Raw genomic sequence first — 22,815 nt, forward strand, 5'->3', positions numbered from 1 at the left:
TAGCATGAGCACCATGTGGATGATTCGGGCTGAAGGAGGGAGTCTTTACGACGATTTTCGTGAGCGAGGTATTGCAGCTATCGGTTGGACCAACCTCGCGCCGCACGTCAAAGCAGGCATGACTCGCGAAGAGTTAATCTCTCTATATCAATTGATCGAACCTGGAGCGAAGGTCAAGACCGCCATTTCGGGTGCATCGCAGGTCTGGCGCTTCATGAATGAAATTAAGATCGATGATTGGGTCGTGACATATTCCCCGGCGAATCGTACTTATCTCATTGGAAAGGTAACCGGAGACGCCCAGTATCATCCGGAGTTGGCAGATTTCGGCATGACTCTCGCGCGGCCGGTGGTGTGGACGGACAAGGAGGTCGAACGAGACAGCTTGAGTGATCCGAGCAAAAATAGCCTCGGATCAACGCTTACTATCTTCGTCGTCGCAGAATTTGCGATGCAGGAACTGCTTGGCGAGGTAGCTGGAAGGCCTAAGAGCCCGCCTCCCGAAGTTCTGGAGGAGCAAGCTGGAGTTGACCCGCTGACTGGCCTCGAAGCTCTCGCGGTTGAACGAATCAAGGACATCGTGAATAGCCTCGACTGGTCCGAAATGCAGGAATTGGTCGCCGGGATTCTTCGTGCAATGGGATACAAGACGCAGGTGTCGCCAGCTGGAAACGATCGCGGCAAAGACATCATCGCGTCCCCTGATGGCTTTGGATTCGAGCATCCCCGAATTATCGTCGAGGTGAAACATCGCAAAGGTCAGATGGGGACTCAGCAGATTCGAAGTTTTCTGGGTGGACGTCACCCTGACGATCGCGGCTTGTACGTCAGTACAGGTGGGTTCAGCAAGGAGGCTTACTACGAGGCAGATCGTGCTTCCGTGCCGCTAACGCTTTGGACTTCGGAGCACGTCGTGCGCACGTTGATCGACCACTATGAAGCTACGGATGCCGAAACGAAACGTCTGGTCCCGCTGAAGCGGACGTATCTGCCCGCTTGATGCTTGGGAGTGGTCATCCTAGTGCGGAGGACTATCAAACTAGCTATTAAAGCCTATTATAACCAAGGATTTATTGAGCCATCCTTCGGAGAATACCCCCAAATCTACCCCCAACCTTACCGCCCTGACCACATCGCTCGCGATCGCGCATCGAAGAAATTGAGCAACACCTCGCCCGATACTCAGCAAAGCCTTGCCAGGCTACGCAAGCGGCGAGCTGGCACATGCCTTACCAGAACAAAAGAATTCTTTTTCACCCAGCGCCCCCTCCCAAGGGGGGCTGCGGACGGGGTGGGCGGGACAGTCTCCATGATATCCCATAGAAAATTTCCATAGAAAGCAGATAGTTACAGATGTTGCTATTGGCGGCCCATTGTCAATTGGGGCGCGGGGCGTGCCGGTGGATTCCGTTCAATCTCTTGCCGAAGGCGGATGCCGCGTCTCTGGGGTTCCGCCCGTCGGGGCACCGAGGAAAAATGCGTACAATCTTGCCGATCTCATATCCGCAAGTCTAGAAAGAGCTTCTAATGTCCCTCACGCTTTCCCAGCTCGAGCGCCACCTCTTCAAGGCCGCCGACATCCTGCGCGGCAAGATGGACGCCTCGGAATTCAAGGAGTACATATTCGGCATGCTGTTCTTGAAGCGCTGTTCGGACATTTTCGACCAGCGACGGGAGCAGGTCATCCGTAACGAACTCGAAGCCGGCAAGAGCGAGGGCGAGGCCCGTGCAAGTGCCGACCTGAAACGGTGGTACGGAGAGTCGTTTTATGTCCCGCCTCATTCGCGGTGGGAATACTTGGTGAACGAGGCACACAACGACGTCGGCGGATTCCTGAACCGCGCGCTCGGCGGTCTCGAGAGCAACAACAGCAGCCTGAGCGAGGTGCTCGAACATATCGACTTCTCACGGAAAGTCGGGCAGGCCAAGATACCTGATATCAAGCTGCGCCAACTGATCACGCACTTCAGCATGTATCGGCTGCGCAACGAGGACTTTGAGTTCCCCGACCTACTCGGCGCGGCATACGAATACCTGATCAGGGAGTTCGCCGACTCTGCTGGCAAGAAAGGGGGCGAATTCTACACGCCGCGTTCTGTCGTCCGTATGATGGTCCGTCTAGTGAAGCCACAGCAGAACCACAGCATTTACGACCCCTGCGTCGGCTCCGGCGGTATGTTGATCCTCTCGAAGGAATATATCGACGAGCATGGGCAAGACGGTAGCCGCGCGGAACTGTACGGGCAAGAGGCTAACGGCACAGTTTGGTCGATAGCCAAGATGAACATGCTGCTGCATGGCATTGCCACCGCCGATCTGCGGAACGAGGACACGCTGGCTGAACCGCAGCATGTTGAGGGCGGCGAACTGATGCGGTTCGACCGAGTGCTGAGCAATCCGCCGTTTTCAATCAATTGGGGGACTGCGGACACGGACAAAGCTGGCCAACCGGTATGGGTGCCGAAGTTCCGCGCCGAGCGGTTCAAGTACGGCGAAGTGTCACTTGGCAGCAAGAAAGCTGACCTGATGTTCCTGCAGCACATGGTCGCGGTATTGCGCGATGGGGGGCAGCTCGCCACGGTGATGCCTCACGGAGTCCTCTTTCGGGGCGGTGAAGAAGGCGCTATCCGCAAGGCAATGATCGAGGCCGATCTGGTCGAAGCGGTTATCGGGCTGCCCGCCAATCTGTTTTATGGCACAGGCATCCCCGCGTGCATTCTAGTAATGCGACAACGGCTCGGGAACGCTAGTGGGAAGCCTGTCGACCGGCGGGGCAAGGTGCTGTTCATCAACGCGGACCGCGAGTACTTCGAAGGCCGCGCCCAGAACTATCTACTGCCCGAACATATCGAGAAAATTGCTGGCACGTTTGACGCATTTACCGAAGTGCCGGGCTTCTCGGCAATCGTTAGCATCGCGGCGCTGCGTGCGAACGATTACAACCTCAACATCCGCCGCTACGCGGATAACGCACCACCGCCCGAGCCCCACGACGTCCGCGCGCACCTTGTCGGCGGCATACCGAAGGCTGAGGTCGAATCAAAAGCGGCGCTGTTTGCGGTTCACGGACTCGACATTGCGGCGCTGTTGGTCACTCGCAGGAACACCGGGAACGACACCCAGTACATGGATTTTCGTCCCGAAGTAGCCAACGGTCGGTCGATCAAGGCGCTGATTGAACGCCACCCCGGAGTCCTCGCTCGAGAAAAATCCCTTTGGGAAACCTTCAACGGCTGGTGGAACGAACATAGTCCGCGCATCCGGGCGTTGGCGGCCGGGCAAGAGTTTGTCGCTGTTCGCAACGAGCTCTTTGACAGCTTCAGTGCAGCTTTGGAGCCGCTCGGTATGCTGGACCGGTTCGAGGTACGGGGCATCATCGCGGGCTTCTGGGAAAGCGCGAAATATGAATTTCAGACGCTGATGGTCCGCGGTGCGAAGGGAGTTGTTGACGCTTGGCGCACTAGTATCCTGACAGCGCTCGACGACGATAAATCGAAGGGCAACGCGTACAAGCATAAGCTCGTGAAGTTCTTGATGGCCGATTTCATCGACGAACTCGCAGAGCTGGATGCGAAGAAGGCCGAACTGGACGTGCAGATCAAGTCCGCGACGGAAGTAAATGCCGATTCCGATGACGAAGAAGCGACCAAGGGCGATGCCGAGCTGGCCGTGGGCGAAGCCCAGATCAGGGAATGGAAACGAGAGCTTTCTGACGTGAGGAAGCGACTTAAAGCCAAAGAGCAGAGCTTCGTACAGCGGTTGAATTCAGCCGTCGACGTGCTGGATGAGGCTGGGGCCGGTACAGTGCTACTGACTATTCTGCATGATGACATGCAAACCGTCGTCGATCGTTATATCAGCGTCCGCCGCAAGACAGTTGTCGCCGCTCTCGAGAACTGGTGGGACAAGTATCGGGTGACATTGGCCGAGATTGCGGGCAAGCGTGACGCGGAAGCGGCAACACTCAAGGAGTTCCTGAAGGGGCTGGGATATGCCTAAGCTCGAATCGCTACTTACTCTTGAATACGGTGCCGCTCTGTCCGCCGAAACGCGAACGGGACAAGGTTATCCTGTGTTTGGCTCGAGCGGCGAGGTTGGCAGGCATAGTTCTTACCTGGTCCCAGAGGCCGGTATAGTAGTTGGTCGCAAGGGCACCGTGGGAAAAGTTACATGGTCTGGGGAGCCGTTCTGGCCGATCGACACTGCTTACTGGGTGAATTGCTCGCGAGAGAACAAACGCTGGCTCTACTGGGTACTTTCATGGTTGCCGCTCGACCGTCTCGATACATCGACCGGGATCCCGGGCCTCAATCGAAACGATGTGTATGCGCTCAGTATCGATTTACCTCCTCAAGGTGAGCGTTGCCGAATTGCAGAGATCCTCGATACCGTCGATACCGTCATCCGCGAGACCGAGGCGATCATCGCCAAGCTCAACCTCATCAAACAAGGGCTGCTGCACGATCTGCTGACGCGCGGAATCGATGAAGGCGGCGAGTTGCGCCAGCCCCGCTCCGAGGCGCCTCATCTGTACAAGGAGTCGCCGCTGGGGTGGATTCCTAAGGACTGGACCCCCGCGCAGCTTGGAACGGTGGCAGCTCTCAAACGAGGCCATGACATCGTCGAAGCCAACTTCGTTCCCGGACCCTATCCGGTCATCTCTTCTTCAGGGATAGGCGGCTACCACAACGTTTCGACGTCAAGTGGTCCCAATGTTGTTGTTGGGCGCAAAGGGTCGATTGGCACAGTGCATTATGTGGAGACCGACTTCTGGGCTCACGACACGAGCCTTTTTGTTACGAATTTTTTCGGTAATGATGAAAGGTTTATTTTTTACCTTTTCACCTACCTGAGGCTCGAACAGTACGGGACTAAGTCTGGCTCGCCGTCACTGAATCGAAATGATGTACACCCTTTGTGGATTGGTCGACCAAATCGGAGTGAGCAAGAGTTGATTGTACGAGTGCTCTTGGCTCACGACGCCACAGCGAGCGACAGCGCAGACGAGCTGGAAAAGCTTGAGCGACTGAAACTTGGTCTCATGGATGACCTCCTTACCGGCCGAGTCCGTGTTACGCCGCTGTTTGCACGGGAAGAATAACAAGCATAAAAAGGGGTAATCGCTATGGGGTGGGAACTCGAAGAAGTTGAAAGGCCGTTCGTGGACCAGCTCGAACAGCTGGGGTGGACGCACAACCACGGAGACATCGATGACCCATCTATTACGGGCCGCATAAGCTTTACGGAGGTTATTCAGGTCCGCGTGCTGCGCGAGCAGCTGCGTGAATTAAACCCCGGCCCGGACGGTACGTCATGGCTTGACGATGCACGCATCTCTGAAGCCATATCGACACTCACTCGCCTCGGCGCGTATAGGCTGATGGAGTGCAATCAAAAGGCCACCGAGCTGCTGATCAACGGCGTGACGGTGGATGGCCTTCCGGGATGGGACGGCGGACGCGGCCAGACCATCCACTACATCGACTGGGAACATCCAGGTCGTAACAAGTTCACCGTCATCAACCAATACCGTGTGGACTGCCCCCCCGGGTTCAACAGCGCCAAGGCGTTTATCGTCCCTGATCTCGTTCTGCTCGTAAACGGTATCCCGCTGGTCGTTGTCGAATGTAAGAGCCCGTCAATTCCCGAACCGCTGGTCGACGCAGTCGACCAGTTGCGGCGCTATACGAACCAACGTCATGCCGATCACGAAGTCGACGACAACGAAGGCAACGAAACACTGTTCCACACAAACCAGCTGTTGATCGCGACGAGTTTCGACGAGGCGCGCGTCGGCACGATTGGCGCAGCGTTCCGGCACTATGCTGCGTGGAAGACGGTCGTCCCGCGGACCGAAGAGGAAGTTGCCACTGCGCTCGGCAAGCCACAGTTATCGGAGCAAGAGCGTCTCATCGCAGGTCTATTGGACAAGCGAACCCTGCTGGATGTCGTCCGCCACTTCATCTTGTTCATGGAGTCCGACGGTCAAACCGTAAAGGCTTTGTGCCGTTACCAGCAGTACCGGGCGGTCAAGCATGCGATCCAGCGTCTTCGGACGGGTAAAACGCGGCTCCAAGATGGCGAGCACGATCGGCGCGGCGGGATCATCTGGCATACGCAGGGTTCCGGCAAGAGCCTGACGATGGTGTTTCTCGTGCGCAAGCTGCGCACCGACCCGAAGCTTCGTCGGTTTAAGGTCGTGATTGTCACCGATCGTACCGACCTCGAAAAACAGCTGTCGGGTACCGCGTCGCTAACGAACGAGACGGTCGAGAAGGCCACGTCCGCTAATGGCCTGCGGCGGCTGCTCAGCGCCCATGGGCCAGCGCTGGTATTCGGCATGATCCAGAAGCAGCGCGGCGGCGACACGACGAGCGATCCCGATTCGGGCGACAACACGCCCGATCTTACCCACGCGGCCCAGCTCGCGACGCACGAGACAATAAACGAGGATGAGACCATCCTCGTGCTCGTCGACGAAGCGCACCGGAGCCAGGCGGGTGACTTGCACGCAGCGCTCCAAGCGGGTCTTCCCAATGCTGCTCGCATCGGCTTCACCGGTACGCCAATATTGATGGGCGAGAAAAAGCGAACGCACGAGATCTTTGGCGAGTTCATCGACCGCTACACGATTCGCGAGGCCGAGGCCGACGGGGCCATCGTGCCCATCCTCTACGAGGGCCGCACAGCGCATGGCGTGCTGAAGGACGGGGCGAACCTCGACGAGCTCTTCGAAGACCTGTTTCGCGACCACACACCCGAAGAACTGGAGGCGATTCGGCAGAAATACGCCACGAAGGGGCAAATCTTCGAAGCGCCTGCGCTCATCGCGGACAAGGCGCGCGACATGCTGCGCCACTACGTCATCAACATTTTGCCGAATGGCTTCAAGGCGCAGGTGGTCGCGTATAGCCGGTTGGCGGTCGTGCGATACCACGAGGCATTCCTAGCCGCGCGAGACGAACTTCTCGCCCAAGCTACAGCACTCAGCCCCGAAGACAAGATGCTCGACGAAGAATCGCTTTGTAGACGGCCCCAGGACATTCAGGCGCAGGTACAGGCATGGCAGTATCGCGAAACATTGGGGGCGCTTGAGTTTGCCCCGGTCTTCTCTGGCAGTAACAATGATGACCCGACATGGAAACAGTGGACCGATGGCAAGGCGCAGGAAAACCGAATTGAACGCTTCAAGAAGCCGCTCACTCATGCGGATACCGGCAAGACCGACCCGCTAGCCTTTCTAATCGTCAAGTCCATGTTGCTGACGGGATTCGACGCGCCGATCGAAGGTGCCATGTATCTGGATCGGCCCATCCGCGAAGCGGAGCTGCTGCAGACGATCGCTCGCGTGAACCGTACGGGATACGGCAAGCGGTTTGGGATCATCGTCGACTATTTCGGGCTCGCGCACCATCTGAAGGAGGCGCTTGCGGTGTACGCCTCCGCAGATGTCGAGGGAGCGCTGCAAAGTCTGAAGGACGAGTTGCCGGTGCTGCGCGACCGGCACATCCGCGTGGTCGATCTGTTCCGCCAACGTGGGATCGAGAACCTCGCCGATCACGAATCGTGTGTCGAGGTCTTGCAGGACGAACGACTGCGCGCGGAGTTTACCGTCAAGCTCAAGCAGTTCCTGGAAATGCTCGACGTGGTGCTGCCTCGTCCTGAAGGATTGCCGTTCGCGCCGGACGCCAAGTTGCTCGCCTTCATCTATGCACGCGCCCGGAATCGCTACCGCGACACGCCTGTGTTAGGCAAGGACGTTGGCGCAAAAGTGCGCAAACTCATTGACGACCATGTTCGCTCGATGGGCGTCGACCCGAAAATCCCGCCAGTGTCTTTGACTGATGCAGATTTTGCAACGAAGTTGGCCCGGGAGCCAAATGATCGCGCCAAAGCATCAGAGATGGAGCATGCGATCCGCGCGCATATCCGGGAGCACATGGATCAGGATCCTGTGGCATATCGAAAGCTCAGTGAGCGGCTTCGTGACCTCCTCAACAAGCTGGGCGAGCATTGGCACGAACTGGTCGCTGCACTGCAGGGTGTAATCAATGAAATTCAAAGCGGACGCGTTGCGCACGACAATCGGCTGCCCGATCTCCCTGAACACTACGGTCCCTTCTTGCGACTGATGGTGGACGCGACAGTCGGGGAGAGCCAGTTGAGTGACGCTGAGCGCCGGCGCCTCGTCGATCTGGCGGTGGAGGTCGTCGACATGATCGCTGCGGAGTTGACCCCGAACTTTTGGCGGCCGACGCGGCGCCCGGCACAGGATGCGTTGAGTAGCCGTATCTTCGAGCTATTGATGCGGTCGCGGTTATTGCCAACACCGGGGATCGAAGCGTTGGTCGACAAACTGATGGAACTCGCCCGTGCCAACCATGCCCAGTTGGTAAGTGTATGAAGATGTTGTCCGTGAACGATCTCCGATTTCAAGTGCGGCGAAGCGCTGCGAGGCGATCGCTCGAAATTACGGTGGATCGCGACGGAGTCCTCATTCTGGCTGCTCCGCCTGGGGTTGATGATGCTGTGCTACGCGACTTCGTGATGCGTAAGCGCATGTGGGTCTACAAGCAACTGGCACGGCGGGAAGCAGTCAGCCGGGAGGTGCGGCGCAAGGAATTCACCGACGGCGAGGGATTTCCTTACCTCGGCCGCAGTTACCGCCTGCGCCTCGTTCCCGAGCTCGACGCACCGGTCAAACTGCAGAGTGGACGTTTCTTGATGTCAAAGTGCGTCGTCCGCGAGGCCAGGCAGCAGTTGATCCGCTGGTATTGCGACCGCGGTGAACGCTGGCTGTCGGAGAAGGTGACGGAATACGCGGCACGGATGGAGGTGAATCCGGCCAGCGTCCGCGTTCAAGATCTCGGTTACAGGTGGGGCTCGTGCGGCAAGGGTTCACGACTCTACTTTCACTGGAAGACGATCCTCCTGCCTGCACGCATTGCCGAATACGTCGTAGTGCACGAAATGGCCCATCTGCACGAGCCCCATCACACCCCGGAGTTCTGGCGGCGAGTTGAGAGGGCGATGCCCGATTTTGAGCGTCGACGCACATGGCTTGCGGAGCATGGTGTCGAGATCGAGGGAGTTTAACCAGCCGCCGAGGAGAGTTTCTTCCGGGGTCGGCCCAATGTACTAGCGGGGAAACATGAGGCCGCGTCAAGCATCCGCGGTGCGGTTCGGGCCGGGCAGATTCACGGATGGAGATCGGTATGGGAAATCCGCTACCTGAAGTCGACCCATCCACGTGGCGCTTCATGCGCAACATATATCGGCGTATCTATCGTGAAAAATCTCTGACAGACTGGCTCAGCAGCATGCGACTTGCGCACGCGGCGCTACACTACGAGGACATCCGGGTGGACCGCTTGCTGGCGCAGTGCATGGCTATTCCTGAATACACGATTATTGCGCGAGCAGGCCATCTTCCCTGTGAGATATCCGACCTTTCGGATGAAGACGATCCAAGCAAAAGCAAAGAGAGACGGACGGCACACGAAAGCGACGCTAGCGACTAGCGTTGTCTAAGTGTTCGCGCGATACGAACTCTGCTGCGGTGGCAACGCGGCCGACGAGCATCTTTCGCTAAAGGAAATGCTGATTGAGGTCACACCACGTCGGACAAGAGTCGAGGTTTCGGGGTCGCCTTCGGTCTCCGGCTGTTCAAAATCATCAGTGAATGGCTAGAGTCAAGTTGAATTTATTTCATCGCAATATGGACCGCGAGACGGAATGAATACGGCTATCACTCCGTCATCTTTCGTCGTATTAGGCCATCGCCACAACAGCTGATTGCGCCGAGACAAATGTAAAATGCTTACCCAGAAATGCCCTGAGGCAAGACGGGCAATTCGAAAATCCGGCCAACTTTCTCATTAAATCATGCTGCGGATCTCCAGGCGCCAATTTTTTAAGAAAGAATACCCGATTTTCCGCCCGAGAATCCTCAAAAATTTCGGATATAAATCTCTTAAAAAAGTCAATTATAAATTTACCTCGACCAAAAATCGCAATACCTTTATCTCGAAACCATTTCAAATGTTCAGCGAGGTCTTCTTCCGAAGGAATATCGGACAACTTAAGGGTTGCGGCCACATCCGAGAGATCGTCGCGATAAATTTGCCTAACTCCAGATAAGGTAACTGAAATCAAAGCCTTCGCATCATGCGGAAATCCTTCGCTATCTATACCCCGCCGCCGAATCCATCTTAGATATCCATTGACTCGAAGCATCGACTCACAAAATTCCTGCATCGATTTTTTAAAAAAATCTATGATCGGCGCCCTCAAGATCTGACGATCACCGATCAACGCGAAATCCTCAATCAAAAGCAGCTCAAGAATTTCAGCCGAGACAAGTATATTTTCAATCGAATAGCTTGGGGTCACATAAGTGTCTGCCCAATCGCGATATTGCGTGAGATCAATATCATCATAATCCATATCTACAAAGAACAATGCTTTGTCGCCACTGTTATCTGACGAGGATCGAATATATTCACGCAATGCAATTACGTTCTCTTTCCCCCTAACCTCAAGAGGTTCGTAAGAAATATCCGTAGAAATTTTGTTGATCCATGTTCGATAAACCGGTATATCTTCTGGACCTTCAAAAATGAAAATATACTTGTTAATATCAACCCTTGATCGCAGCCCTAGATATCTGGTGCGTTGCGTGTGCGGCAACTTGCGCTCCACCCGCATTTTCTCCGCGCGGTCCATATGCAATCAAACCTCCGCGCGCGAAGTTTCCAACGAGCTGGCAAGGTGATCCAGTTCGTTATCAAATATGTAAGGTGAATGAGTAATAGCAAGTAAAGAGCGGCATTTATTTGATTTTACGATGTGAGGAAGGAACAGTCGCTGCCATTCCAGCGACAGCGAAAGCTCCGGCTCATCGATTATGACGAAATAGTCTTCAACTTCATCAAAAAATAACCGAGAGAAAATTGCGACGATCTGTTTTTCTCCGGAGGATAGAACTTGAAATGGAATAGTGCCATTCGTTACATTATTTTTAATGTAAACCTCGACCTTGTACTTATCATACTCCATCGATTTCTCTCTTCCGGCAATATCCCAATATTCATTCACAACTTCCTTGAACCCAAGGATTGCAGCCTCCTTGGGCTGCTGTTCTTTTCCGAGTTTTGCAAGCTCGAGAAGGAAGTAATTCAGGTGATAGTATATGGGTTCGAGAATTGCTCCTGATGTGATCAATTCCTCAATTTTCACTGCCGTCGCATCCCCCTCACCTTTCCCGATCCGAGCAAGAACCAACTTCATGACTTCTATGTCAATAGCGGTGTCGGAGCGAGAAAGCACCTGAGGCTCACCAGTTGCAACCAATTTATCCAAAAAAGACGCGTTCAGTTTGGTATAGGCCGTGAGAGTTTGCACCTTAATCTCATCGGTGATCGCTTTTAGTTTTTGCTCGACATCCGACATTCCAAAAAAAATCAGCCTTTCCTGATTTCCTTCAGATGATTCGGAATCTTCTTGCTTGAAGCTGGTTTCGATTCTTCGATATGTTGGGAGATAAAGAATCTTCGTATTTCCCAGATATTCTGCAATCCTCTTTTTTATTTTAATAAAATTTATTCTAGAAATATATCGCTCCACTGCCTCCTTTAGTTGCCCGACAATTTCCTCATGATCATAAGGTGAGCGCCTAAAATATCGATTATATGCTTCATGCTGAAAGAGGGTGCTTCCATCTGGGGCGGCGATCAATAGCTGCATCATTTCCAGCTGATCAGCTGCAGTCACACCCAAACGACGACCAGGAAAAGAGAATATATCCAACTTTTCGACGTCAAAAGAAAACAATTGACGTCTATCTATTACAACTTCTTGGTCGTTACAGAAAACTACCCTAATTCTGGTAAACTGAATGCTTATAAAATTAATAGCCCGACCAGTGAGCGTCCAATAGAGCATATTCAACAACGTGGTTTTGCCCATGCCATTCTCGGCGACAACAATTTTTGTCGGACCTGAGAAATTAATTGCGACGTTTCTATATCCAAAAAGGCCTTCAACAATAAACTTTCTAATTAATTGATTCCCGTTCGCCATGTGTTTGGTTCCTCTCTTTTGTTTGCTTCCAACTTGTGGCGCGACTATGGTAACAGCGCGAGCTGACAATGCGCTACTGGCCTCCCAAAACGCATGCGATGAACGAAAGTAATTGAGCACCTTCGGTCGGAACATTAATGTCCATCGCGCGTTCTACACAGGCCATCACTAGTTGGCCCGACTTCGTCGATGCGATCGTTGCCGTGTTCACGCTTCGGCACCCTCGCCGGGTCGGCTTCAGCTACATCGATGGAGAACTGGGTAACGTTGGAATGCGGAGATCGTCAGGCACTATTCGGAGATTGAATGGAAGGCGGCCAGCATAGGGGAGTGGTTTGATCTTCGCGTCGATATCGAATCTATTCCCTTGTTTAGCTGATCATTTGCGCGATTACCAAGCTATGGCCGCGCAAACCCGCCGATCCTTCGCGCCCTCATTGGCTGGCTGAGCCGATGCGCCTCCCCGTATGCAGCCCGTTTCGCTCACGACGAAAGTCGGATTGAGGAGTGTCACGTTGCTAACGTCGGCCAGTGACTGCGAGATGCCGAATACCGACGCCATGGTCACCGTCGCGTACCTCAGTTGGCAGGGCGATCGGCAGTTCGACCACCTGAGTTTCGTAGCGTGATCGGCCAACGGCTACGCGCTGCCGCAATAGCCGGTCACGATAAATGCGAAGGACCATTCCAGGTCGAACTCTGTCTCTAGACGTGTCGACCGCCGTTTCGCCAATAGCTCACAACGATGTGCAAGCTCTCGGCGACCACCGTATCTCTTCAGTTCCTCAGCTGAGGCCGTACGCAATGGTGGTGATCTGTTCCCTCAGAGGTTCTCCAGAATACTTGCAGGACTGACGTTCAAGATTCGTGCAAGTTCCAGAAACTCGATCACGTCGAGCCGGCGTTCGCCGATCTCAATTTTTGCGACGAAAGATTGTGGGCGTCCAAGGAGCGACGCAGCTTCCGCCTGACTAAGCCCGCTCGCCCTTCTAGCAGCGATGAGGCGATCAAGGAGCGCACGGTACTGCGGAGTATTTGTAGATTTCACTCAAAGCCGACCGCGGGAACCAGAGAGCCTTGAGTAATTAAACGTCTTTTAGGATAATCCCAAAATAGGATTAAATGGATATTTAGGGCTCGATCTGGCCGGACTAACTCTGTTCATCGCCGACCTACCTTGAAATCCCACACACCGCCATCTTGCTTACGCGAAGCCATCTAGCGCGACGCGGGTAAGAACGAACCACTTCAGTTGCTTTGCGCTGCGGAACATCGATGGTCTACGTCATGTGCATGCTTTCGGCATGGTGTCCATTGCAGTGTTTGCTGCGCATCGACTTTCTAATTCTCCGGCGCCAGAGGAGGTATGGGTCACCGGTTCGCGCTCAGGCGTGGCATGGCAGTTGAAAAAGGAATTTGTGTCAGATTGGCTACCCGAAACCGCTAAGGAGACAGACGATGGTAAAGAAATCCAAAAAAGTGCACCAACAAGTGGAACAAAGTGAGTTAATTTTCCAGGCACCGTCGCCCGAACCGGCGCTATCGACATTTGAAGCTGCACGGCAGTTGCTTGATAGGAGCGCTCCAGAGCCGACGAAGACGGTGTCCTTGAACATTCCGATGCAGGTATATGTGGACCTTCAAGTTCTCGCGCGCTTCGGCCACACGACGATGAAGGATGTGATCGTTAACGCCACAGCCCCTGAGGCGAAGCGAATGGTGGATCAACTCGAAGGTGGAGACGACCTGCGGAGGATTGTGGCAAACATATACGGATACAAAGGCCAAGTCGGCTGAGGAAAGAAAACTGCTCAGAAGGACTTGACGCGTTCTCGCAGGTGACTCCCAGTGCGCGACAGCGCACTGAAGAACCAGTGCGTTTCACTTTGCGTTCCTCCAACGCGTTTCGCTGACCTGCGCTAGTTGCGTAGCTTTCGGCCAGATACGGCACACGCCTACGACATACCATCAATACGGGTGGGGGGCACCCGTAAGCCAGAAACCGATCCGGCACACACGAGCAACGTACGCCAGTCCACCGCAGACCTACTCCTCATCTTTGGTCTCAATCAGTCCGGCACCCCAAACCTCTCCTACTCCGCCAGTGCCACGTGGTGCTTCGATGTGCGGACCGGGCAGTCTCTACGCACGAATGCGCGGCGGCTCCCAATACCGGTGATACTGACCGCGTGAGTTCCAGCGGCGCTTGCGCTGCCAGCCGAGCTCGAGCAACACCGGACTGATGTACTTCCCTTGTGTGCTGAGGGCCACCTCGAACTCGGTCATCGAAAACGGACGATTGCGTGCAATTTCCGGCAGCGAGCTGTACCAGTCAGCGAACTGCTGCTGAAGCGTTGACTTGACCCGCTGGCTGGCCGCCACCCGTAGCTCCAGTTGCTTGATGTATGCACTCACGCTCAACCTCGGTGGTGGTTAGTGATACTTATTACTTGACTTGCTCTCCCGACTGCGTGGTTTGCGTCGTTTTATGGTGATTTCAATAACTTCTCTATGGGAAAGAAGAATAGAAGAAGTTTCTGTATTTGAGCCTCAAACGACGCAAACCACGCACGTCGAAATTCACAGCCAGCTCTGTGCAGCTGCGACCCCGTCCTGGTTCAGTGCTAGACCGCCAATGTGCCGCTTGTCCTGGAGATGCGGAAACTTGCGGTCGCCAAGCCGGCGCGTGAAACGTTGCTGTGCAAGAGGGTGGTGGCCGTTCTCACGGCACCACTTCACGTATGCACGGTACGCGTCGCCCTTTTTTATCCGGAGCCCCGGGCCAGTCGTGCAGTGTTCGCGAATCCATTCACCGAGGATGTCCTGTTCGTCCCGGTAAGCAGCTGTCGCAGCATCTATCACTTTCGGGATTGCAAGTCCATTGCTCAGATACTTCTGCAGGCCCTCCAACGCCCAGTTGAGAATCCCCGCCCCCTCCTGCTTGAGCTTTTCCGGCAACGTCCCGTCTCGTTTGGTCGCTGCGATTGTCACCGCAAACGGCACCAGACAGACGCGTCGCCACATGCCATGGCTGATATCGCTAATTTCTGGCTTGTGATTACCCACGATTGCAAGTTTGTGCGTTGGAGTGAACGTGATGTCGGTCTTGGCGTAGAGGACGCGTCCGGTCAAGGTGTCACCGCCCGTCATGTCCTTGATCCTCGCTTCGGCCAGTTTCCGGCCCTCTTCGGTTTCGTTCGCGTACACAAACCGCATACCCTTCAGGGAAACGATGTCCGGACTGGCGCCCTGCGGATTGCGTTGATGTTGCATGAGCATTTCCGTCGCGATCTTCCTTGCGTAGTCGCCCATCATCCACGCGAATGTCTCGACGAAAACGCTTTTTCCATTCGCGCCGCTCCCGTGCGGAAAGATAAATTTCTGCTCCTGCACGGATCCAGTCAAACAGTATCCTGCCCACCGATGTATAAATTCTCGGACACTAGGGTCGGGCTGAACGTCGACGAGAAAGCTGTTCCAGTGAGGGCAGGCAGCGGCCGGGTCATATGCGACGTTGCAGCGCTTGGTCACTAGCAAATCTGGCGACACAGGCAGCAGCGCGCGGCGCCTCAAATCAAGGACACCGTTCGCCACACCCAGTTGCATTGGATCTGCGTCGAAGTCGTTGATGGTCCGTGTCATGCCGGGCTCAGACTCGGCCATCTTGATCATCGCGACAAGGTTATAGGCCTTGCTGACACGCACCACCTCCGCCATGGCGCGCCTCGTCAGGTCCGAGTGCCGCGCGACTTTGTAGAGTTCGACAGATTCGTTGTGCATTTGATCGCGGATGCACTTCGCTGCCTTCTCGGCCGTACCGGGCGGGGCGAACATCCACCCGGCTTTCTGGTTAAACACGAGCGGATTGCCTATTTCTGGGACAAATTGAATTTGCCCCCGAAAGGTGTCGGCAAAACGGCGTCCGCTTTCAACATCCCCCCCCGTCCACGCGAAACGCTCTGGCTCATTCACCCGGTACCCATTCTGCAGGGCGTACCGCACGAGAGGCCCAAGGCCAATCCCGCGTGTTGGATCAAACGACTTCCATACCGTCCGAAAGGCGGCTTCGTTGAACTTCCCCGATGCGCTCGCACTCCATTTCCGCGCCAGATTTTCCGCGCAGCTCCAGTCCGTGCTGGCGATCGCCCACAATACATTGCGCCATACAGGATAGTCGCAGTCGGCCGGGATTAAAGCCAGCATCGCCTCGACGCGGGAGATTTCCTCGGCAATTTCGGGCGGACGCCGGTCATCGATGCCCGGCAGAAGGTTGCTAGGAACGATGGGCTGAATGACTCGTGCGTTGCGGGCCAGCTGTCCAAAATTCTGCGCGTGAGCCGAAGTGAGAGCTTCCGTGAAAGTGGTGATATCGACGGGCGCGCCGCTCCACTTGATCGTCGCCTCGCGTGGCGTGTCGAGTTTGTGATTCCGCGTCAGCGGCGCGCGCATGACACTTGCCACATCGGCGGTACGCGAGGGATCTGCGAGAAAGCGGTGTGCATCGGCCAAATCCTTGAGCATGCCCGCCACATGCTTCCACTCAGCGGACGTGACCTCGGAGTGCAGCGCCCAGTACGCGTGGATTCCGCCGCCCGAATCGATAACATAGGTTGGTTCAGGCAGGCTGCAGCACTTCACAAAATGAAGCATAGCCGCGACTGCATCTTGCTTCGATGCATATCCTCCACCTGTTGCCGCCTTTGCCTCACCGCAGTCGATATCCATCCATACCGATTTCAGTCCGCGGACATGGTCCCCTCGTCGGCCAGGCAGCCCGCTGGCACTTGCATGCGGCACATAGCGCCCGAGTGCGAAGTACGAGTCTTTCCCGTGGCTGCTCGATTTCAATACTGCGATTGCGAGCTCCTCGTGGGTGCTAGCGTAGGTCTGTTTCATTGCAGACTTTTCGGCGGAATCCTTCTTCGGATAAGGGGAAGCAGCAACGAATACTTCCCCGTCGGTGGGAGCGGGCAATACCGCCCGAAAAAAGGCTACCAACGCGTGATGCGAACTGAACTCCTGCTCACTTTTTTGTGTCGTCACTTCGGCCTCCCTGTTTGGTGGCACCTGAGCGGTGTTCTTCAATGACCATGAAACTGCCCCAGCGCAGTGCCGCTTTGAGCGCAACCTTGATGCTTCCTCCCCCAGCAAAAACCGGCTTGTCGGACTGCCACGGAAATACGAACGGAGATTCGCGCGTCAGGTTGCTGGCGCTTCCGTCAAAGAAAATCACAGCGTTACACACCTCACGGAGGTGGCCGTCTGCTTGCAGCAGCCTGGAAACCAATGGCCACCCCAGCTTTTCGCGAAGGGCGTCTGCTCCGAGCCAGCGGAGCGCAGTCGCAAAGGTCGCCCAGTTTTTCTCCGCCACGAACATTCCGCTTGTTGCACAAACGTGCTTCCACTGATCCAGCGGCGGCAGGGCGGGATCCATGGAGCACACATCGCATACCGACACGATGTCGACGTCTGTAATCATGTCTGGTTCGCCTCTCGCGTGGATGGAAAAGCTGCCACCGCGATGTCCAATCCCACACCGTGCACATGAGATCATCTGGCCGTGTTTCTGGTATTGCGGCAAAGCGACCGGCAGCACTGCTGCGACGTCTTCGGCGAACTTTTCAGCGGTGTAGTTCGAAGGGTTTCGCAAAAAATAGCTCATCCTCTGCTCTCCTTACGATTGCTGGAGGAGCTTGCGGATGTCTTCCACTCTCCAGACCGTGATGCGAGCACCCAGCGTTTTTATGGATTTCGGATAGCGGCCAGAGCGGACACCTGCCCACCATGTCGACTTGCTAACGGGGATGATGGGCGGGATGGGTGGATTTGCATGAGGATCGCCAATGATCTGGCGAAGGCGCAGATAGCCTGTTTCGGGAAGGTAGTGCATGGCAGGTTACTCATGGTCGTTGAAGACCAAAGCAATTTACCTGCGGCCGAAACGCGAAAATACGGAAAGGGTTTCACCCTTGGGGCGTTACCCTTTCCATGAGGCGCGATGGCCTTCGCGCTCGAGGTGTCACCGTTCAGGCGGTCTGCCCGTCGAGGCCCAGTCCGGTCGGATGATCGTTGCGCCTTTGGCAGCTAACGACTGAGAAAAGCCGCGTTCCTCTATTAGCCACCTTTCAACTTCTCTGTTCGACCGGTGCGTCCCTCTGTCGTCTGGATTCGCGTTCTTCCAAAACTTTTCCGCGGCAAGATTCAGTGCGGTCAACTCGTCGGAAATGTATCCACGATCGACGGGTGCGTTACTCTTTTCGCGCTGCTGGCGTATTTCTGCCCTTAGGGACCGAATCAACTCGCCTTCCCGAGCACGATCAGTTTCCAGTGTCTCCTCTAGCCAGTCCTTCACTTCGCGCAGCGCAACCACTGCGTCCGATGCGTTGCGCGTACGCGCCTCTGCAATCTTCTCGGTCAAGACATCGTCAAAAACTTCAAGCTTGAAGTAAATTACCGCCTCATGTTTCGGGTCGTTCAGGTAGTCGCGCTGCGCGACGATGTTGCGCCGACCGGCGACACCTGCTCGATCCCACTCTTCCGAGGTGACCCCAGCGTCAACTAACATGCCCTGATGCCGCATTTCCAATCTGGAGAAATTTTTGGCGTAGTGCCCTGCAAGATTTGTCAGTAAAGGCTCGTAACCTTTTGCATTCCTCTGTAATTCCATGCCCCCTCCATTCACGTTCATCTCGATACGTCAGCGGCATAGACGCACAGATGCGTTCATGTGTGCGCCCCCATGCCGACTGATGGTCCATTGATCCGAATTGGTCCGATTAGTCGGACCAATTCGGATCATAATACATTGTAGTGCTTACTAATAATGAGGAACGACGATATCGTTTTTTCTACGAGCGTCAGCTTCGAATGCCAGGGACGCCGATGGGGATGATCTGTGCGCCAGCTTTCAGCCGGTCGAGATAGTCGGCCCACTCTTGCATCATGACCCGACGCTCGCCCAGAAATTTGGTGCGATTGTATGCGGTGCCCAAGACGTCGCTTACCTTATGGGCGAGCTGGTGCTCAATCACTTCCGGCTTGAAGTGAAGCTCCTCATGCAGAATCGTGCGCGCCATCGCCCGGAATCCATGCCCGGTGATTTCTGTCTTGGTGTCGTACCCGAGGCGCCGCAAGGCGGCGTTGACGGCCGCCCCACTCATTGGCTTGTTCGGATCGCGTCCGGGAAACACGTAGCGCCGATGTCCGGTCTGGGCCTTGAGCTCGCGCAGGGTCGCAACCGCCTGGCTCGGGAGGGGAACAAGATGCTGTGTCTTGGTCTTGGTGACCAGGTAGCGCCACTCCGCCTTGTCGAGATCAAAGGCGGTCCACTCCGCCGTGCGCAACTCGCCGGGCCGTACGAAGAGCATGGGCGCCAACTGCAGGGCGCACTTGACGATCAATGTGCCCCGGAAGGCTTCGATTGCGCGCAGCAACTCGGCGACCTCGCGCGGATCCGTGATGGCTGCAAAGTTCTCATGCCTGACAGGCGCGAGAGCCCCTCGCAGATCGCCTGATGGATCACGCTCCGCCCGTCCCGTCGCCACAGCATATCGAAAAATCTGGCCGCAGTTCTGCTTGGTCCGCAACGCCGTATCGAGCGCGCCCCGTCCCTCAATCCGTCGCAGAACTGTGAGCAGCTCCGGCGCATTGATCTCCGCGACGGGCCGCGCCCCCAACCAGGGGAACACGTCCTTTTCCAGCCGCTGGATGATCTTGCTGGAGTGGGTCTCGGCCCAGGTCGGCTCGAACCTGGCGAACCACTCACGGGCAATCACCTCGAAGGAATTGGCCGTACTCGCCACCGTCGCGGCCTTCTCGGCCTTCCGGTGCTCGCCGGGATCGACGTCGTGCGCCAAGTGCTCGCGGGCTGCGTCCCGGCGCTCCCGCGCAGTCTTCAGACTGACTTCCGGGTAGGCGCCAAGCGCCAGCAGCTTCTCCTTGCCGCCAAACCGATATTTGAGCCGCCACAGCTTGCCGCCGCTCGGCGTAACAAACAGAAAGAGGCCGCCACTGTCAAACAGCTTGCGGGATTTTTCGCCAGGTCTGGCGGTCCGGACGGTGGTGTCGGTGAGAGCCATTGGGGGTATCGTCCTCTGGCGAAACCGGGCGTACCCCAAAAGATACCCCAAATATCGCCGGATTTTCGTGGATCGGACCTCCCATTATAGGACAACAAAAAACCCCGTAAGCCTTGATCTTACGGGGTTCTTTGGACCTTCCTGTCTTTCTTCGGACAAATCCGTTGGTGGAGCGGAGGAGGATCGAACTCCCGACCTTCGCATTGCGAACGCGACGCTCTCCCAGCTGAGCTACCGCCCCAACGAACTACCGATTCTACCCACACAAAATCAGTTTTGCCAAGCGTCAAATTTGACCCCGCGCAAACCTACTTCGAAGGCGCCCCAGCGAGCACCCAGCCCACAACGGACTGAATATCTCCAGCGCTCATCCCAGGATGAGAGGGCATAGGAATAGCCCCCCAAACCCCAGCCCCACCGTCCCGCACCTTCTTCTCCAGCTTGGCCTGCGCGGCAGCATCGCCCTTGTACTTCGCAGCGACATCCTTGAACGAGGGTCCAACAAGCTTGCGATCCACCGCATGGCACCCCATGCAAGCATTAGCCTGAGCCACCTTCAACCCATCCGCGACAGCAGCAAAAGCCGGCGAAGCGACTCCAAAACCCGCCCCAGCAACCACCGCCGCCGCAAGAAAACCACCAACCAAACCTCGCATCACATAGCCCCCGTATTCCCCGGCCGCGTAGCCGAAGAATTCGTCACTGGCGCGGGCGCCTGGTGCTCAATAGGCTGCGAGGTCACCCCCGAATCCGGCACCGCTCCCACCGTCGGTGCATCGGCGGCAGGCGCCGCCGCCGGCGCACTGGCCGCAGCCGCCGTCGCCACCGCCTGTTGCGGATCGATGTACTGATAGCACTTCACCACCTGCGTCACGCCCATCACTCCGGCGGTCGCGTTGGCAGCGATGTTGCCTTCGCCGGGCGTCACAAGCCCCATCAGATAAACCGTGCCGCGCTCGCTCACCACTTTGAAATTGTTCGCGGAGATGTCCTTATAGGCAATCAGTTCCGCCTTCACGCGTCCTTCGAGGTACGAGTCGTTCGCGCGCGAGGAAAACGAGCTAGCCGGCTGCACCGCCAGTTCGTTCACGATCGAACCAACATTCGTCACGGCTCGCACAATGCTCTCGGCCTTCTGCTTCGAGGCGTCGTCAGGCACTTCGCCCGTGAGCAGCACGCGCTGGTTGAACACCGCCACGTTCACGTGCGCCGTATCGGGCAGTTGTTTGCCGAGATCGGCCAGCGCCTTCACCTGGATCTCGCGGTCCTCGGTTTGCGAGCCTACCGTGCGGCGGTCGGTTGCCACCAGCGCCGTGCCGCCCGCCGCGCCCGCCAGCGCCAGGAAGCAGCCCTGCAGGCTTGCGCAGAGCGAGGCTGCGAAGCCGATCGTGAGCGTGGTCCGTGCCAGCGCGCGCGTCATGCCGTATCTGCTCATCAACTTCCCCTCTCTTCGTCTTACGGTGTCAGTCTTCGCCCAGCAGCATCGCGTCGATGCCATCGCACAGGCAGTGGAGTGTTAACTGATGCACTTCCTGAATACGCGCCGTCCGATCGCTCGGCACGCACAGCTGAATGTCGGTATCGGCGAGCACGCTGTTCACGTCGCCGCCGCCCTTGCCGGTCAGCGCGATCACGACCATTTCGCGTTCGTGCGCTTCCTGAATGGCGGCCAGCACGTTCACCGAGTTTCCAGAGGTCGTGATGGCGAGCAGCACGTCGCCCGGCTGGCCAAGCGCGCGCACCTGCTTCGCGAATACCTGCTCGTACGCGTAGTCGTTGGCAACGGCGGTGAGCACCGAGGCGTCGGTGGTCAGCGCGAGCGCTGGCAGGCCCGGGCGTTCGCGCTCGAACCGGCCGATCAGTTCGGCGGCGAGTTGCTGGGCGTTGGCAGCGGAGCCGCCATTGCCGCATGCAAGGATCTTGTTGCTGTTCGCCAGCGCGGCGAACATCGTATCGACCGCGGCGGCAATTGGGACCGCCAGGGTTTCCATGGCCGCGAGCGTAATGGCTGCGCTATCGCGGAAGTGCTGTTGAATGCGTTCGACGGACATCGACTCTCTAATCTGTACTGCGGGTATCGCAGAATTTCCGCATATCGCGGCGTGCCGCAAGTTTAGCGCACTCGAGGGCGTTCATTTTCACCCTTGTTTTTATTGCCTCAGTTTTAGCTGTCGTGGGCTTCTGCATGAAACGCGTCGCGCAGCCACACGAGCCGGCCGCTCTCGAACGCGATCACGTCGAAGCGGCACGCGGGCGCCGTCAGCACTTCACCACTTGCATCGGCGGGTCGCCACGTCGCTAGAAAGTAGCGCGCCGCGCGCAGAACGCGCTGCTGTTTGCGCCACCCCACACTTGCCGCCGCGCCGCCGAATTCCGGCCGCGCGCGTGCGCGGACTTCCACGAACACCAGCGTGCCGTCTCGCTCGCGCATCACGAGATCGAGTTCGCCACCTCGACAATTCACGTTGCGCGCGACAAGCTCCAACCCTTCGCGCCGCAAAAACGCTAGCGCATGCGCTTCGAAACGCGCACCTGTCGCGCGGCGTTTGGCATTCGACTGCGCTCGCGCACTAAAGTTGTCTGCGCGTACGCGTTCGTTCGCGCCGCTTCGCTCGGGTGCGTTCGCGCCCGCGTGGCACAATGTCGGCCTCTTTTC

The 22,815-nt window shown here is 56.6% G+C and carries 20 protein-coding genes and 1 tRNA gene; 7 read left to right on the forward strand and 14 right to left on the reverse strand.

Annotated features, from left to right (window positions below):
- The first annotated feature begins 4 nt into the window (after positions 1-4).
- From U5A52_RS07670 to U5A52_RS07695, 6 genes are all read left to right on the forward strand, one after another.
- Positions 5-1,000, forward strand: coding sequence for a restriction endonuclease (locus U5A52_RS07670; RefSeq protein ID WP_321934406.1), 996 nt, complete (start codon positions 5-7; stop codon positions 998-1,000).
- Between the two features lie 527 nt (positions 1,001-1,527).
- Entirely contained in the window at positions 1,528-3,999 is a 2,472-nt protein-coding gene (locus U5A52_RS07675) for an N-6 DNA methylase (protein ID WP_321934407.1), read from the forward strand.
- A complete protein-coding gene (locus U5A52_RS07680) occupies positions 3,992-5,101 on the forward strand; it encodes a restriction endonuclease subunit S (RefSeq protein ID WP_321934408.1) in 1,110 nt (369 codons plus the stop codon). The genes U5A52_RS07675 and U5A52_RS07680 overlap by 8 nt, the downstream gene beginning before the upstream one ends.
- Before the next feature lie 24 nt (positions 5,102-5,125).
- Complete coding sequence (locus U5A52_RS07685; RefSeq protein WP_321934409.1) at positions 5,126-8,404, forward strand: type I restriction endonuclease subunit R; 3,279 nt, start codon at positions 5,126-5,128, stop codon at positions 8,402-8,404.
- Positions 8,401-9,096: a SprT family zinc-dependent metalloprotease gene (locus U5A52_RS07690; RefSeq protein WP_321934410.1), complete on the forward strand. Its 696-nt coding sequence runs from the start codon at positions 8,401-8,403 to the stop codon at positions 9,094-9,096. The genes U5A52_RS07685 and U5A52_RS07690 overlap by 4 nt, the downstream gene beginning before the upstream one ends.
- Positions 9,097-9,215: 119 nt before the next feature.
- Complete coding sequence (locus U5A52_RS07695) at positions 9,216-9,521, forward strand: hypothetical protein (protein WP_321934411.1); 306 nt, start codon at positions 9,216-9,218, stop codon at positions 9,519-9,521.
- A 250-nt stretch (positions 9,522-9,771) separates the two neighbouring features.
- Here U5A52_RS07695 and U5A52_RS07700 read toward each other — a convergent pair whose 3' ends face one another.
- The 3 genes from U5A52_RS07700 to U5A52_RS07710 form a co-directional block, all read right to left on the reverse strand.
- Positions 9,772-10,725: a DUF4435 domain-containing protein gene (locus U5A52_RS07700; protein WP_321934518.1), complete on the reverse strand. Its 954-nt coding sequence runs from the start codon at positions 10,723-10,725 to the stop codon at positions 9,772-9,774.
- Between the two features lie 6 nt (positions 10,726-10,731).
- The gene (locus U5A52_RS07705) at positions 10,732-12,081 is read right to left on the reverse strand and encodes an AAA family ATPase (RefSeq protein WP_321934412.1); all 1,350 of its coding nucleotides are present in this window, start codon (positions 12,079-12,081) and stop codon (positions 10,732-10,734) included.
- 823 nt (positions 12,082-12,904) lie between these two features.
- Entirely contained in the window at positions 12,905-13,129 is a 225-nt protein-coding gene (locus U5A52_RS07710) for a helix-turn-helix transcriptional regulator (protein WP_321934413.1), read from the reverse strand.
- 410 nt (positions 13,130-13,539) lie between these two features.
- Here U5A52_RS07710 and U5A52_RS07715 point away from each other — a divergent pair, with 410 nt between their 5' ends.
- Positions 13,540-13,878: a hypothetical protein gene (locus U5A52_RS07715; RefSeq protein ID WP_321934414.1), complete on the forward strand. Its 339-nt coding sequence runs from the start codon at positions 13,540-13,542 to the stop codon at positions 13,876-13,878.
- A gap of 345 nt (positions 13,879-14,223) precedes the next feature.
- Here U5A52_RS07715 and U5A52_RS07720 read toward each other — a convergent pair whose 3' ends face one another.
- The 11 genes from U5A52_RS07720 to U5A52_RS07770 all read right to left on the reverse strand — a co-directional run bounded on the left by U5A52_RS07720 (position 14,224) and on the right by U5A52_RS07770 (position 22,800).
- Positions 14,224-14,496, reverse strand: coding sequence for a hypothetical protein (locus U5A52_RS07720; RefSeq protein ID WP_321934415.1), 273 nt, complete (start codon positions 14,494-14,496; stop codon positions 14,224-14,226).
- A 165-nt stretch (positions 14,497-14,661) separates the two neighbouring features.
- Positions 14,662-17,166 (reverse strand): phage/plasmid primase, P4 family, encoded by a 2,505-nt coding sequence (locus U5A52_RS07725; RefSeq protein WP_321934416.1) that lies wholly within the window; start codon positions 17,164-17,166, stop codon positions 14,662-14,664.
- Complete coding sequence (locus tag U5A52_RS07730; protein ID WP_321934417.1) at positions 17,105-17,743, reverse strand: hypothetical protein; 639 nt, start codon at positions 17,741-17,743, stop codon at positions 17,105-17,107. The genes U5A52_RS07725 and U5A52_RS07730 overlap by 62 nt, the downstream gene beginning before the upstream one ends.
- A gap of 12 nt (positions 17,744-17,755) precedes the next feature.
- Positions 17,756-17,971 (reverse strand): transcriptional regulator, encoded by a 216-nt coding sequence (locus U5A52_RS07735; protein WP_321934418.1) that lies wholly within the window; start codon positions 17,969-17,971, stop codon positions 17,756-17,758.
- A gap of 129 nt (positions 17,972-18,100) precedes the next feature.
- Positions 18,101-18,748: a hypothetical protein gene (locus U5A52_RS07740; RefSeq protein ID WP_321934419.1), complete on the reverse strand. Its 648-nt coding sequence runs from the start codon at positions 18,746-18,748 to the stop codon at positions 18,101-18,103.
- A 190-nt stretch (positions 18,749-18,938) separates the two neighbouring features.
- Positions 18,939-20,159 carry a tyrosine-type recombinase/integrase gene (locus U5A52_RS07745; protein ID WP_321934420.1) on the reverse strand — a complete coding sequence of 407 codons (1,221 nt, stop codon included), beginning with the start codon at positions 20,157-20,159 and terminating at the stop codon, positions 18,939-18,941.
- Between the two features lie 165 nt (positions 20,160-20,324).
- Positions 20,325-20,400, reverse strand: a tRNA-Ala gene (locus U5A52_RS07750).
- 67 nt (positions 20,401-20,467) lie between these two features.
- The gene (locus tag U5A52_RS07755) at positions 20,468-20,815 is read right to left on the reverse strand and encodes a c-type cytochrome (protein ID WP_321934421.1); all 348 of its coding nucleotides are present in this window, start codon (positions 20,813-20,815) and stop codon (positions 20,468-20,470) included.
- Positions 20,815-21,594, reverse strand: coding sequence for a BON domain-containing protein (locus U5A52_RS07760; protein WP_321934422.1), 780 nt, complete (start codon positions 21,592-21,594; stop codon positions 20,815-20,817). The genes U5A52_RS07755 and U5A52_RS07760 overlap by 1 nt, the downstream gene beginning before the upstream one ends.
- Before the next feature lie 28 nt (positions 21,595-21,622).
- Positions 21,623-22,210 carry a phosphoheptose isomerase gene (locus U5A52_RS07765; protein ID WP_233878971.1) on the reverse strand — a complete coding sequence of 196 codons (588 nt, stop codon included), beginning with the start codon at positions 22,208-22,210 and terminating at the stop codon, positions 21,623-21,625.
- A 113-nt stretch (positions 22,211-22,323) separates the two neighbouring features.
- Entirely contained in the window at positions 22,324-22,800 is a 477-nt protein-coding gene (locus tag U5A52_RS07770) for a YraN family protein (protein ID WP_415773666.1), read from the reverse strand.
- Between the last annotated feature and the right edge of the window lie 15 nt (positions 22,801-22,815).

This window comes from Paraburkholderia sp. J8-2, assembly GCF_905220195.1.
In the GTDB taxonomy this organism is placed as follows: Bacteria; Pseudomonadota; Gammaproteobacteria; order Burkholderiales; family Burkholderiaceae; genus Paraburkholderia.